This window comes from Proteus myxofaciens ATCC 19692, from assembly GCF_001654855.1.
Classification (GTDB): Bacteria; Pseudomonadota; Gammaproteobacteria; order Enterobacterales; family Enterobacteriaceae; genus Proteus; species Proteus myxofaciens.
Genome location: NZ_LXEN01000031.1, coordinates 22,181 through 35,122 on the forward strand (window position 1 = coordinate 22,181; position 12,942 = coordinate 35,122).

The 12,942-nt window shown below is 37.3% G+C and carries 13 protein-coding genes; 2 read left to right on the plus strand and 11 right to left on the minus strand.

Features of this window, described 5'->3' with window-relative positions; all coding sequences use genetic code 11:
• Positions 1 to 22 precede the first annotated feature (22 nt).
• From cysA to M983_RS03425, 6 genes are all read right to left on the minus strand, one after another.
• Positions 23 to 1,111: a sulfate/thiosulfate ABC transporter ATP-binding protein CysA gene (gene cysA, locus M983_RS03400; RefSeq protein WP_066747042.1), complete on the minus strand. Its 1,089-nt coding sequence runs from the start codon at positions 1,109 to 1,111 to the stop codon at positions 23 to 25.
• 9 nt (positions 1,112 to 1,120) lie between these two features.
• Positions 1,121 to 1,966: a sulfate/thiosulfate ABC transporter permease CysW gene (cysW, locus tag M983_RS03405; RefSeq protein ID WP_425415163.1), complete on the minus strand. Its 846-nt coding sequence runs from the start codon at positions 1,964 to 1,966 to the stop codon at positions 1,121 to 1,123.
• A gap of 11 nt (positions 1,967 to 1,977) precedes the next feature.
• Complete coding sequence (gene cysT, locus M983_RS03410) at positions 1,978 to 2,811, minus strand: sulfate/thiosulfate ABC transporter permease CysT (protein ID WP_066747046.1); 834 nt, start codon at positions 2,809 to 2,811, stop codon at positions 1,978 to 1,980.
• A complete protein-coding gene (cysP, locus tag M983_RS03415) occupies positions 2,811 to 3,830 on the minus strand; it encodes a thiosulfate ABC transporter substrate-binding protein CysP (protein WP_066747049.1) in 1,020 nt (339 codons plus the stop codon). Before cysP ends, cysT begins: the two co-directional genes overlap by 1 nt.
• A gap of 283 nt (positions 3,831 to 4,113) precedes the next feature.
• Positions 4,114 to 4,710, minus strand: coding sequence for an RpoE-regulated lipoprotein (locus M983_RS03420; RefSeq protein ID WP_245684003.1), 597 nt, complete (start codon positions 4,708 to 4,710; stop codon positions 4,114 to 4,116).
• A gap of 315 nt (positions 4,711 to 5,025) precedes the next feature.
• Complete coding sequence (locus M983_RS03425) at positions 5,026 to 5,463, minus strand: GNAT family acetyltransferase (protein ID WP_066747051.1); 438 nt, start codon at positions 5,461 to 5,463, stop codon at positions 5,026 to 5,028.
• Between the two features lie 130 nt (positions 5,464 to 5,593).
• Here M983_RS03425 and hemF point away from each other — a divergent pair, with 130 nt between their 5' ends.
• Positions 5,594 to 6,502, plus strand: a complete 909-nt coding sequence (gene hemF / locus M983_RS03430) for an oxygen-dependent coproporphyrinogen oxidase (RefSeq protein WP_066747054.1) — start codon at positions 5,594 to 5,596, stop codon at positions 6,500 to 6,502.
• Positions 6,503 to 6,635: 133 nt separating this feature from the next.
• Here the strand turns inward: hemF and M983_RS03435 are convergent, their stop codons facing one another.
• Entirely contained in the window at positions 6,636 to 6,983 is a 348-nt protein-coding gene (locus tag M983_RS03435; RefSeq protein WP_066747255.1) for a hypothetical protein, read from the minus strand.
• Between the two features lie 174 nt (positions 6,984 to 7,157).
• Between M983_RS03435 and M983_RS03440 the strand changes: the two genes are divergently transcribed.
• A complete protein-coding gene (locus M983_RS03440) occupies positions 7,158 to 8,072 on the plus strand; it encodes a Gfo/Idh/MocA family protein (protein ID WP_066747057.1) in 915 nt (304 codons plus the stop codon).
• 65 nt (positions 8,073 to 8,137) lie between these two features.
• On the opposite strand, the gene der is transcribed toward M983_RS03440, so the two are convergent.
• The 4 genes from der to hisS form a co-directional block, all read right to left on the minus strand.
• A complete protein-coding gene (gene der, locus M983_RS03445) occupies positions 8,138 to 9,625 on the minus strand; it encodes a ribosome biogenesis GTPase Der (RefSeq protein ID WP_066747060.1) in 1,488 nt (495 codons plus the stop codon).
• A 118-nt stretch (positions 9,626 to 9,743) separates the two neighbouring features.
• The gene (gene bamB, locus M983_RS03450; protein ID WP_066747063.1) at positions 9,744 to 10,916 is read right to left on the minus strand and encodes an outer membrane protein assembly factor BamB; all 1,173 of its coding nucleotides are present in this window, start codon (positions 10,914 to 10,916) and stop codon (positions 9,744 to 9,746) included.
• Positions 10,917 to 10,930: 14 nt separating this feature from the next.
• Positions 10,931 to 11,551 carry a YfgM family protein gene (locus M983_RS03455; protein WP_066747066.1) on the minus strand — a complete coding sequence of 207 codons (621 nt, stop codon included), beginning with the start codon at positions 11,549 to 11,551 and terminating at the stop codon, positions 10,931 to 10,933.
• Positions 11,552 to 11,561: 10 nt separating this feature from the next.
• On the minus strand, positions 11,562 to 12,848 hold the full coding sequence (hisS, locus tag M983_RS03460) for a histidine--tRNA ligase (RefSeq protein ID WP_066747069.1): 1,287 nt from the start codon (positions 12,846 to 12,848) through the stop codon (positions 11,562 to 11,564).
• Positions 12,849 to 12,942 lie beyond the last annotated feature (94 nt).

The following is a 12,942-nucleotide window of genomic DNA, read 5'->3' on the forward strand; positions in this document are numbered from 1 at the left end:
GAGAAACTATGACTAAACCTATTTATGCAGTATATGCTAAAGAAACTGTTTTTAGAGGTGTATCACCTGAATATAAACGCGCTTGAGACCCTCCCATATAATAAGTCATCCCTTTAGTTGGTAACGAGTTCATATCATGCCAAATCGCAGTAAGTGGTGTTTCACTCCAACCTATAGGTTGTAAAATTAATTGCCAATAATGCCCTTTTGGCGAAACTTCTACGATTTTAATAGGTAGACGACAAACACTATCAGTGTGTGCACTTAAAGCAATTTCCCAAGGTCTTAGAAAAACATCAACACGGCCTTGATGAAGAGGCGTTACCGATAATGGTAAGTGATAGCCCCCAATTTGTAGTTGAGCACCGTTAATTTCACCTTGTAAATGATTAACATCACCTAAAAACTCTAATACAAAGCGACTTGCAGGTGATTGCCAAACTTCTTGTGGTGTCCCTACTTGCTCTATTTTGCCATTACCCATTATCACAACACGATCAGCAACTTCCATTGCTTCTTGTTGATCATGCGTCACAAATACACTGGTAAATTTGAGCTCTTCATGTAATTCTCGTAACCAACGACGTAATTCTGTTCTGACTTTAGCATCAAGTGCACCAAAAGGCTCATCGAGTAATAGGATTTGCGGTTCAACGGCTAAGGCTCTAGCTAAGGCAACACGTTGTTTTTGTCCTCCTGATAATTGTGCAGGAAAACGTTCAGCTAAATGAGGCAATTGGATCATTTCTAACAATTGCTCGACTTTTTTACGAATTATCTTTGAAATTGGGCGTTCACGTCGTGGTAATACTGTTAATCCAAAAGCAATATTATCAAATACCGTCATATGGCGAAAAAGCGCATAATGTTGAAAAACAAAGCCCACTTTACGATCCCTTGCATGTAATCGGCTTACATCATTACCTGCAAAACTGATTATTCCACGGGTTTGATTCTCTAATCCTGCAATAATACGTAAAAGTGTTGTTTTTCCTGAGCCTGACGGCCCTAATAATGCCACCATTTCACCTGATGCGATATCAAGGCTGACATCATGCAACACTTCAGTGCGATCAAAATATTTTGTGACTTTATTAATTTCAATACTCATATTTTGCTCCTACTTTGCGTTTTGCTGACGCGCCAAGTGCCACTGCAATGCGCTTTTAATGATTAAAGTAACGATAGCCATTAAGGCAAGTAATGATGCTGCGGTAAAAGCACCAACGGTATTGTAATCTTGGTGAAGTAATTCAACTTGTAATGGCAAAGAATATGTTTCACCTCGAATAGCGCCAGATACCACAGATACCGCACCAAATTCACCAATCGCTCTTGCATTGGTTAAAATAATGCCATAAAGCAAAGCCCAACGCATATTTGGTAGCGTTACACGCCAAAACATTTTCCAACCACTTGCCCCTAATAACACAGCAGCTTCATCTTCTTGGCTACCTTGACTCATCATTACAGGAACTAACTCACGAACCACAAAAGGGCAAGTGACAAACACAGTAACTAACACCATGCCAGGCCATGAAAACATCAACTGAATATCAAACTCAGCTAACCATTGCCCAGCCCAACCATTACTACCATAAAAAAGAAGGTATAAAAGTCCAGCGACAACAGGTGAAACAGCAAAAGGAATATCAATTAATGTCATTAATAATTGACGTCCTACAAAACGAAAACGAGTGACTAACCATGCCATGCTGATCCCAAATAGTAAGTTCACTGGCACAGTAATTAATGCAATTAAGACGGTTAACCAAACAGCATGTAACATATCGGGGTCTAATAGATTTTCAGTAAAAACTGAAATTCCTTTTGAAAATGCCGTCATAAAAATCCAACCAATAGGCACAACTAAAAAAAGAAAAGAGAGTGCTATTGCGGTAATAATTAAACCCCATTTTCCCCAATTAATTGGATAGCGATAATGTATCTTCTCTTGTTGTGACATTAAATCCGACATTAATGCCCTCCTAAACGCTTGCCAAATCGGTTTTGTAGACCATTAATTGCAAACAGTAAGACTAAAGAAACCATTAAAATAACGGAAGCAACGGCACTTGCTGCGGAATAATCAAATTCTTGTAATCGCACAAAAATCATTAAAGAAACGACTTCTGTCTGCCATGCAATATTGCCCGCTATAAAAATCACTGCACCAAACTCACCTAGGCTACGTGTAAAAGAAAGCGCCGTTCCTGCTATTAATGCAGGAGAAAGTTCAGGTAAAACAACTTTATAGAATGCTTGCCAACGTGTTGCCCCTAATGTTTGTGCTGCTTCTTCATATTCAGGACCTAATTCTTCTAAAACAGGCTGAACTGTTCTTACAACAAAAGGTAAGCTGGTAAAAGCCATAGCAACTGCAATACCAATCCAAGTGTTAATAACTTTGATATCAAATTTATCTAAAACAAAGCCATACCAGCCTTGTGTTGAAAATAAAGTGGCTAAAGTTAAGCCTGCAACCGCCGTAGGTAATGCAAAAGGTAAATCCATTAATCCATCAAGAAGCTGCCTACCTGGAAACCGGTAGCGTGTAATAACCCACGCTAATAACATACCAAAAAGTGCATTAAACACACTGGCAACAGCGGCCGCTAATAAGGTGACTTTATAAGCCGCGATTATTTGTGGATGCGTAATAACATTCCAATACTCAGTCCAGCTCATATCTGATAATTGAACAACTAATGCACTCATTGGCAAAAGCAATATAAGACAAGTGTAAAATAGCGAACTGCCTAAACTGAGTCCAAATCCGGGTAAAACTCGCTTACTTGTAATGGCAAACATTATCGACGTCCTTGTGCTAATAACTGATCAAGCACTCCATTAGTTAGAAAATGTGTTTGCATAACATTATTCCAATCACCAAAAACGTCTTCGATGGTAAATAGTGAAGTTTCTGGGAATTGGCTACCTTTTTGCTCCATTACCACGCTATCGTTAACCCGATAATTAAATTGCGTCATGGTTTGTTGCGCTTTTGGGCTATAAAGATAATTAAGGTACTCTTTTGCAACTGTTTCAGAGCCATTACGCTCAACGTTTTTATCAACCCAAGTCACAGGAAATTCAGCTAAAATATCAACAGGAGGTACAATCACTTGATAGTCATCTTCGCCATATTGCTGGCGAATATTATTAACTTCAGACTCAAAGCTTATCAGCACATCACCGAGTCCTCGTTCAATAAAAGACGTTGTTGCACCACGCCCACCAGTATCAAAAACCTCAACATTTCTAAGTAGCTTAGTCATGGCTTCGCGCGTTTTTTCATCGCTACCATAAGCTTTTTCAAATGCACCCCATGCTGCTAAATAGGTATAACGACCATTTCCTGATGTTTTTGGATTTGGGAATACGACTTTAACGTCATCACGGGTAAGATCTTCCCATGATGTAATATTTTTAGGATTTCCTTTGCGAACAAGGTAAGCCATTGTGGAATAATAAGGTGAGCTATTGTTAGGCAAGCGTTGTTGCCAATTAGCAGGAATTAATTTGCCTTTATCGTGTAGGATTTGAACATCTGTGACTTGATTATAAGTCACAACATCAGCAGGTAGACCTTGTAAAATAGCAAGTGCTTGTTTAGATGAGCCTGCATGGGATTGTTTAATTGTTATTTTGTCATCAGGATGTTGTGCATCCCACTGTGTTTTAAAATCACGATTTAACTGCGTAAATAACTCCCGTGAAATATCATAAGAGCTATTTAATAGTTGTGCAGCGCCTACATAGCTACTGACAACTAAAGATAATGCCGTAGTTGCCTGTATTGCCAAAAGGGTTATTCTATTTTTTTTCATTAAAAGTACCCATCAGTGTAAGTGCAGTAAGTGCAAATCTTAATCTAATGGCTACTTTATCGGCTTTATTTATAACAGGGTAGTTAGGTTTTGTTATTTGATATAACTAGTAGCTATTACAAACAAATAAGAGTGATCTAGTTTGCTAATAATTCAGTAATGCGTTACTAACTTGAAATGTTTTCAATCTGTTGCAGGACAATAAAAATAAATCATAAAAAATGCCAGCTTAATTAATAACTGGCATCACTCAATATTGAAACGTTTTATTTGATATAACGACTTATTTATTTTGCCAAACAATCTGTGTTAATGACCAATTAGATAGGGCCTCATCTGGTGGCATTAAACCATCAGGACCATCCCATCTACCACTAAACACATAACTTACCGATTTGGCTTGCTGTGATTGACATAGAATTGTCTTTTTATCTTCAGCTTTAGGGCCTTTAGTACAGGCACCAAAGGCTTTTTTATAAATATCTTTAAATGGCATTCCTACTTTGGTACCCCATGATGTGGTGGCATTAACATCAGAAACAGCAATTTTTTCTACGTTACCTTTTTCCTTACCGTAAAAAGCAACTTGTACTTTATTATCTTCTAGCGCTTGAACTGTGACTACAACATCACCATTTTGCATTTCCATACCTTGGCGATAGTGATAATGACTCCCTAACTCATTTTTTATATCATCTTCAGAAATTTTTGTTGAGCTATTAATATTACCAAGGCCATCAGCTGAAATTGCTAGAGGTTCGCTAGAAAACCAATTCATTGGATTTAGTGCAGAAAAAGACATTCCCCCCATGGATGAACAGCCACTTAATAGCAAAACACTTGCGCTTAAACACAAGGGTAACCAAAACTTCGGCATCATAAATATCTCCATTACACTTTTTCATAGCACATTGAAATCAAATTTTAAATCATTTTATAGGCTTATATTATGGCAAAATATAGATAACGTATTCGTTAATAACGGCCTAAAAAAGAGAGCTTAATTACGACCATTAAGATTTCCATTTGTTCAACAAATCCCTTAATTCGCAATTTTTGTAGCCAATAATTTAACTTATGAATGACTTTTAATCAGAAAAATAAAGCAGGCGAGGAAAAGGTAAAAATAGCATGGCAGAAATACAAAAAATCGCCCTTATGCTTTATATAGAAATAAGAGCGATGATTCTGTTTGTTAAATATCAAAATCTTGGTCGATAATTAAGCGTTTACTATACATTGTATTTTCTTGATTTTGGTCTTCATACATGAGTTTTTCAAACATGAAAATCGTTGAGTCATTTTCTTCAGGTATGACCAAATTAATTTGTGGACATCCCTTTGCAATTAATTTTTTCTCAAGACGAGAAACTAATGCATTAGCAATACCTCTACCGCGAAAATCAGGATGAACACCGAGATAATATAATGAGCCTCTATGTCCATCATATCCGCCCATTGCACTACCTACAATCTCACCCGATACTTCTGCAATTAAAAACAGATCAGGTGAATGGTTTATCTTTCTTTCAATATCTATTTCCGGATCGTTATCAGGCGAAATTAAATCGCAACGTTCCCAGAGTGTAATGATGGCCTCGAAATCTTCTTGGCGAAATACACGTATTTCCATGGTTTAGCCTGTTATTTTCATATAAATCTTGAATTATTATCCCTTGTTTGGTTTATGAATCAACTCGAAAGTGAGAACATAGGGGATAAGACTTTATTTTTAATAAATATGATAAAAATTATAGGTTATTATGAGTTTACCTGACATTCATCGTGTTAAAGAGTTTTTCTTATCACTACAAGATAATATTTGTCGTTCTCTTGAAAACATAGACCAAAAGGCAACCTTTAAGCAAGATAATTGGCAAAGAAAAGAAGGTGGTGGTGGTCGTACCCGTGTATTAACAAAAGGGGGTATATTTGAGCAAGCTGGTGTTAATTTCTCTCATGTTTATGGCGACACATTACCACAATCAGCCACTGCACATCGCCCTGAATTAAGTGGGCGCCGATTTCAAGCAATGGGTGTTTCCCTCGTCATTCACCCTCTCAACCCTTATATTCCAACATCTCATGCTAATGTTCGTTTTTTTATTGCTGAAAAAGACGGTGAAGCCCCTGTTTGGTGGTTTGGCGGTGGTTTTGATTTAACACCTTATTACGGTTTTGAAGAGGATGTTATTCATTGGCATCGCGTTGCAAAATCAGTTTGTCAGCCATTTGGTGACGATTATTATGTGCGTTATAAAAAATGGTGCGACGATTATTTTTATATTAAACATCGTAATGAACCTCGTGGTGTTGGTGGTCTTTTCTTTGATGATTTAAATACACCTGATTTTGATCATTGCTTTGATTTTGTTCAACATGTTGGTCAGGGGTTTCTTGAAGCTTATCTACCTATTGTTGAAAAGCGCAAAATCATGGAATGGGGTGAAAGAGAACGCAATTTCCAATTATATCGCCGTGGACGCTATGTCGAATTTAATTTAGTGTGGGATAGAGGCACTTTATTTGGTTTACAAAGTGGTGGACGTACTGAGTCTATTTTAATGTCAATGCCACCTTTAGTTCGCTGGGAATATGATTATTCTCCTGATCCTGATACTCCTGAGAATAAGCTTTATCGTGATTTCTTAATCCGCAAAGAGTGGGTATAAAAATATCAAATCAAACTACCCTTATATGCTCATCATTTCATAAAATAAATGATAGGAGATAAGGCGCAGTTTGATTTTGACTCAAAGGCGATGTAATTATCGCAAATAATAAAAGTTAGATAAATGGCGAAATTTAGTTAAAAAGAAAACCAAGTAACCCGGTTACTTTGGTTTTATTTTCCCAACCTTCTGCTTTCATACACGTATTAAAATAGTCTTTGCGTGCCCATTCATTTCTATCTGATGAAAATGAGTGACCATTTCCTGGATTAGGAACACTTACACCATTAATAATCATCGGTGAAAACGAAGGTGATGGACTTGATGATAACATCACTGGATATCGTTCTTTAGCCTGCTGTAAGCACATCTCTTTAGCAATTTCTAAAGGTGATGGATTAGTTGTTTTAGCTTCCCATTTATCAGGTGTTGCACAAGATGAAAGAATAAGTGTTGATGCTATAAGAATATATTTTTTCAAGATAAACTGCTCATTAAAACGAATAAGAATCACTCTTATTTTAAACATTTTTTTTAAACTATAATTAATTTTTTATGAAAAAATGATGAGTTGGCATTTTTTATCATTGCTATAAATTCTTTTTCAGTCACTTTATAGTGATAATTGCGTAAAAAGAAAAACTTGAGGATAATTATGAGAAAATTACGTATTGGACTTGTTGGTTTAGGCTCAATTGCACAAAAAGTTTATCTTCCTATTTTGAGTAAAGCAACACAATGGGAAATTATTGGTGCCTTCACTCCTAATCAACAAAAAGGCAACTTAATTTGCTCCTCTTATCGTATCCCTTATTTTGATAATTTAGCATCACTCGCTAAACACTGTGATGCAATATTTGTCCACAGTGCAACCTCAAGTCATTTTGAAGTTATCAACTATTTATTGAATGCAAATATTCATGTTTATGTTGATAAACCATTAACAGAAGATATTCAGCAATCTGAAGCATTAATTGAGTTGGCGATAAAGAAAAAGAAAAAGCTCATGGTTGGCTTTAATCGACGATTCGCGCCTTTTTATCAATCGTTAAAACAGCAAAATACCGGTTTATCTTCTCTTCGTATTGAAAAACATCGATGTAATAGTATCGGGCCTAACGATACGCGTTTTACACTCTTAGATGATTATTTACATGTTGTTGATACAGCACTTTGGATAGCGGGTTCACAAGCAAAACTAGTCAGCGGTAGTATTATTGAGACAGATAAAAACTGTCTTTTTTATGCTGAGCATCATCTACAAGTAAATAATTGTTGGGTAACAACATCAATGCATAGGAAATCAGGTAGCCAGCAAGAACAATTAACGGCTATTTATCAAGATGTTATCCATCAAATAACTAACATGAATACGTGGCATAGTGAAAATAGTCAAAGTTCAACAATAAAATCACCTAATAGTTGGGATTCTATATTATTGCAACGGGGTTTTATTGGGGCTGTTGAGCATTTTATTGATTGCGTAAACAATGACACCGCGCCAATAACAAGTGGCGAACAAGCTATCATTTCACAGCTAATGATAGAGAAAATGTTAGCTAATCGCTAAAGTCTAAAGATAAAAATGGCGTTCATAACAACATGAACGCCATTTTTTTGTAAGATTACTTAGCGCTATTTCGATTTTTTCAAGTGTGCTAATAAACGTTTACGCTTACGCATTTGAGATTGCGTGAGTTTATTTTTCTTATCAGCATAAGGGTTTTCACCCTCTTTAAATTGAATACGAATTGGCGTTCCCATCACTTGTAATGTGCGTCGGAAATAATTCATTAGATAGCGCTTATAACTATCTGGTAAATCAACAACTTGATTACCATGAATAACAACGACTGGTGGGTTGTAACCACCTGCATGCGCATATTTCATTTTTACACGGCGACCACGGATCATTGGTGGTTGGTGATCATCTTCTGCCATTTTCATGATACGTGTAAGCATTGACGTTCCTACACGACGTGTTGCACATATATATGATTCTTGAATAGATTCAAATAAGTTACCAACACCACTACCATGTAATGCAGAAATAAAGTGAACACGTGCAAAATCAACAAAGCCTAATTTAAGATCAAGCATCGCTTTTACTTGCTCACGATCTTCTTGTGTCATGCCATCCCATTTGTTGACAGCAATAACTAATGAACGCCCTGAATTAAGAATATAACCTAATAAAGAGAGATCTTGATCTGAAATACCTTCTCTTGCATCAATGACCAATAAGGCAACATTACAATCTTCAATCGCTTGTAGTGTTTTGATAACAGAGAATTTTTCAACCGTTTCTTTAACTTTACCGCGTTTACGCACACCTGCTGTATCGATAAGAATATATTCTTTATCATCACGTTGCATAGGAATATAAATACTATCACGAGTTGTTCCTGGCATATCATAAACAACAACGCGCTCTTCACCTAACATACGGTTAGTTAATGTTGATTTACCTACATTAGGACGACCAACAATAGCTAGTTTTACAGGTAATGTAGAAGGATCGAATTCATCTTCTTCTTCACTTTCTTGTGCTTCTTGTTCTGCTTCAAATGCAGCCCAATACGCCGCATTTTCTTCTTCTTCAGTTAGCTCAACTTCTTCTTCAATCACTTTGCCTGTAATCGGTAATAATGCTTGTTCAATAAGTTGTGCAACACCTCTACCATGAGAAGCCGCGATGGGAAATATTTCCCCTAAGCCTAAAGAGTAAAAATCAGCTAACGCTGTATCAATATCAATACCGTCTGTTTTATTCGCAACTAAATACGTTTTTTTCTCAACACCACGAAGATGTTTTGCAATGCCTTGGTCAGCAGGCATTAATCCTGCACGAGCATCTACTAAAAAAAGAACAATATCCGCTTCTTGAATAGCCTGTAATGATTGTGATGCCATATGGGTTTCTACACCCTCTTCAGCGCCATCAATACCACCAGTATCAATAATAATAAATTCTTCGCCGTCTAACTCTGCGCGACCATATTTACGGTCTCGTGTTAAACCAGGAAAATCAGCTACCAATGCATCTCTTGTGCGTGTTAGTCGATTAAATAATGTGGATTTACCCACATTAGGGCGCCCTACAAGGGCAATAACGGGTATCATTTTTTGATGCCTCATAAAAATACAATCATCATCCTAATTGTATTTTACATGTAATTACTAAAAAGACGAAACGGCTCCTTAAAGGAGCCGTAAAATAAATAAAGTTGTTAGCGATTAGTTATCGACTATAAAGATATAACTTACCATTACGAGCTTGGATCATTAGCTTATCTTTAGCAACTTGAGGGCGACTTAATAGACCTGAGCTATTTACTTTGTTTTGTGCAATAAATTTGCCAGTGCTGGTATCAATCCAGTGAAGATAACCTTCTGCATCACCAACAACCAAGTAGCCATCATAAATAGCAGGTGCTGTTAGATTACGATGCAGTAAATCTTCTTGTGTCCATAATGTGACACCATCAGATTTACGAATAGATAAAACACGATCATTTTGGTCAACAAGGTACAAATTATCGCCTGACATAACCATGTCATTGACTGAACCTAAATCACGTTTCCAGAGAATTTGTCCTGAACGCATATCTAAGCTGACTAAATTACCATTATAAGCCACCGCATAAACGGTATTTTCATCAATGACTGGCGTAATATCAACATCATTTAATCGGCTAATTTCTGTAGAACCTTTAATTTGTGAGATATTTTGTTGCCAAATCAATTGACCTTGGGATAACACAACCGCACTTACACGACCTGTGTCTGCACCAATAATTGCCGCACCATAAGCAACGGCGGGTGCTGACTCACCGCGAACAGATAATGATGGCGTATCAAGATTTACTGACCATGAAATATTACCGTTAAGTAAATCAAGACCTTGAAGCATACCGTTACTTGTGTGGATTAGCACTAAACCATCACTCACAACAGGTCTTGAAATAGCTTCACCAGCAACATCTGATTCCCAGTCAATAGAGCCATCATCTGTATTTAATGCATAAACTTTTGCTTTTTCAGTTCCCACAAATACACGGGTTCCTGAAACAGTTAAACCACCAGAAAGTAATGCGGATTCATTAGACGAGAAAAAGCCTTTTTTAGTAGAAAGATCTTGCGACCATAGCTCTTTACCCGTTTCTAAATCTAACGCTTTAACTAAACCATGGCGATCAGCGACATACACAACTGAACCATCCCATGCTGGTGACAAGTGGGAGTAATATTTTCCAATACCATCTCCTACTGATTTGTCCCAAATAACGTTTGGTGTAAATTGATTCTGCACCTCAGGCAATGGAGACATTGTCACATTATCCTGTTCACTAGAACATCCTGCTAAGAAAACAGAAGCTAGTAGACCAACCAGGAGAGTTTTACGCAGTTGCATGTCTGAAGATCCCTTTAGTTGGATAAATTATTGAGTTTAAGTTCTACCAGTGAACGAATAGCACCCGCATTTTCGTCACTTAAAGCACTACGATAAGCAGCTGCGGCACCGGTGTTATCACCTTTTTTCGCTAATACATCACCACGGATATAATTTTTCATGCCATTCCAAGCTGTATTTTTCACTTTTTCAAGTGAAATCAATGCTGCATCTGTTTTATCTAATGCGAGTTGAACACGTGCTAAACGCAGGTTAAGCATATCTGCGAAAGCATCGTTCTGAACTTTTGAAGCAGCAGCCGTTAGATGGCGTTCACCATTAACTAAATCATTAGATTCAATAGCGACTTGGGCTAGCTCTAGCGATGCTAATACACCGTAAATATCATTTGTGTCAGTAACAAATTTTTCAGCAGCCGCAATACTCTCTGGCGTTGGTTTTGTCAGTGCTTCATTGACTGTTGCAAAAGAAGTTGCACTTTCTTGTAAGCGATTTTCTTTGTGTGATTGCCAATATTTCCAACCATATAGACCACCACAAGCCACTGCAATAGACAAAATAATCGTTAAACCATAGCTTTTAAAAAATTGCTTAATTGCATCAACTTGTTCATTTTCAGTGCCGTAGATTTCCACACTTCTCTCCTTAGCTTAATAACAACGTCAGTTGCTCTGCTAGCTCATTACGAGCAACGATTTTTTGTTCTCCTGAACGCAAATCTTTAACTGCAACAGTGCCCGTATTAATTTCATCTTCGCCTAAAATAAGTGCAATTTTAGCACCTTGCTTATCAGCGCGCCCTAATTGCTTTTTAAAGTTACCTTTACCGTGGTTGGTCATTAAACGCAATGTAGGTAATTGATCACGAATTTCTTCAGCTAATTTTAAGGCTGCACTTTGGCTATCATCACCGCCAAAAGAGGCAAGATAGACATCAGCAACATTCGTATCAGCAACAAATTCTGGATTAACCGCTTGAACCAATAAGATCATGCGTTCCATACCCATTGCAAAGCCAACCGCAGGTGTTGGGTGTCCGCCTAATTGTTTCACTAAACCATCATAGCGACCACCAGCACAAACTGTACCTTGAGAGCCTAGTGCACTTGTCACCCACTCAAAAACAGTACGGTTATAGTAATCTAACCCTCTGACTAAACGCTGATTGACACGGTATGTGATTCCTACAGAGTCTAATAATGCGCAAAGACCATCAAAGTGTGCTCTTGATTCGTCATCAAGATAATCGAAAAGTTCAGGCGCATCATTCAATAAAGTCTGAATTTCAGGATTTTTAGAGTCTAAAACACGCAATGGGTTAGAATACATACGACGTTTGCAGTCTTCATCTAACTTATCAACGTGTTGCTCTAAAAATGAGACTAATGCATCACGGTAATTTGCTCGCGCTTCAAGTGAACCGATAGAATTTAATTCTAATGTCACATGCTCGGCAATACCTAAAGCACGCCACCAGCGAGCGGTAAGCATAATTAGCTCAGCATCAATATCAGGACCTTGTAAACCAAAAACTTCAGCACCTAACTGGTGGAATTGACGATAGCGACCTTTTTGAGGGCGTTCGTAACGGAACATTGGCCCTAAATACCATAAACGTTGCTCTTGGTTATAAAGTAAACCATGTTCTATACCAGCACGTACACAACCAGCTGTATTTTCAGGGCGTAACGTTAAACTTTGTGAATCTTCACCACGATCGGTAAAAGTATACATTTCTTTTTCAACAACATCGGTAACTTCACCAATTGCTCGCTGAAATAGAGGGGTATGCTCTACGATAGGTGTTCTAATTTCACTAAAACCATAACCCGCTAAAATTTGTTTTAGCGTATTTTCTATTTTCTGCCATACACGTGTATCAGCAGGGAGATAATCGTTCATACCACGAATGGCTTGGATTTTTTGTGCCACTTTTTTTCTCTAATAGTTATTAATTGATAGTTAAGATGATTATAGAAGCGAACTCAATCTGTATTCAACGTAAAATCTAAAGTAAAACTGGCTC

Bases quoted from the DNA above. Each gene is read 5' to 3' on its own strand.
- cysW (WP_425415163.1), bottom strand. From the start codon at position 1,966: ATGTCACAACAAGAGAAGATACATTATCGCTATCCAATTAATTGGGGA.
- M983_RS03440 (WP_066747057.1), top strand. From the start codon at position 7,158: ATGAGAAAATTACGTATTGGACTTGTTGGTTTAGGCTCAATTGCACAA.
- cysP (WP_066747049.1), bottom strand. From the start codon at position 3,830: ATGAAAAAAAATAGAATAACCCTTTTGGCAATACAGGCAACTACGGCA.
- cysT (WP_066747046.1), bottom strand. From the start codon at position 2,811: ATGTTTGCCATTACAAGTAAGCGAGTTTTACCCGGATTTGGACTCAGT.
- der (WP_066747060.1), bottom strand. From the start codon at position 9,625: ATGATACCCGTTATTGCCCTTGTAGGGCGCCCTAATGTGGGTAAATCC.
- M983_RS03420 (WP_245684003.1), bottom strand. From the start codon at position 4,710: ATGATGCCGAAGTTTTGGTTACCCTTGTGTTTAAGCGCAAGTGTTTTG.
- hemF (WP_066747054.1), top strand. From the start codon at position 5,594: ATGAGTTTACCTGACATTCATCGTGTTAAAGAGTTTTTCTTATCACTA.
- M983_RS03425 (WP_066747051.1), bottom strand. From the start codon at position 5,463: ATGGAAATACGTGTATTTCGCCAAGAAGATTTCGAGGCCATCATTACA.
- bamB (WP_066747063.1), bottom strand. From the start codon at position 10,916: ATGCAACTGCGTAAAACTCTCCTGGTTGGTCTACTAGCTTCTGTTTTC.
- cysA (WP_066747042.1), bottom strand. From the start codon at position 1,111: ATGAGTATTGAAATTAATAAAGTCACAAAATATTTTGATCGCACTGAA.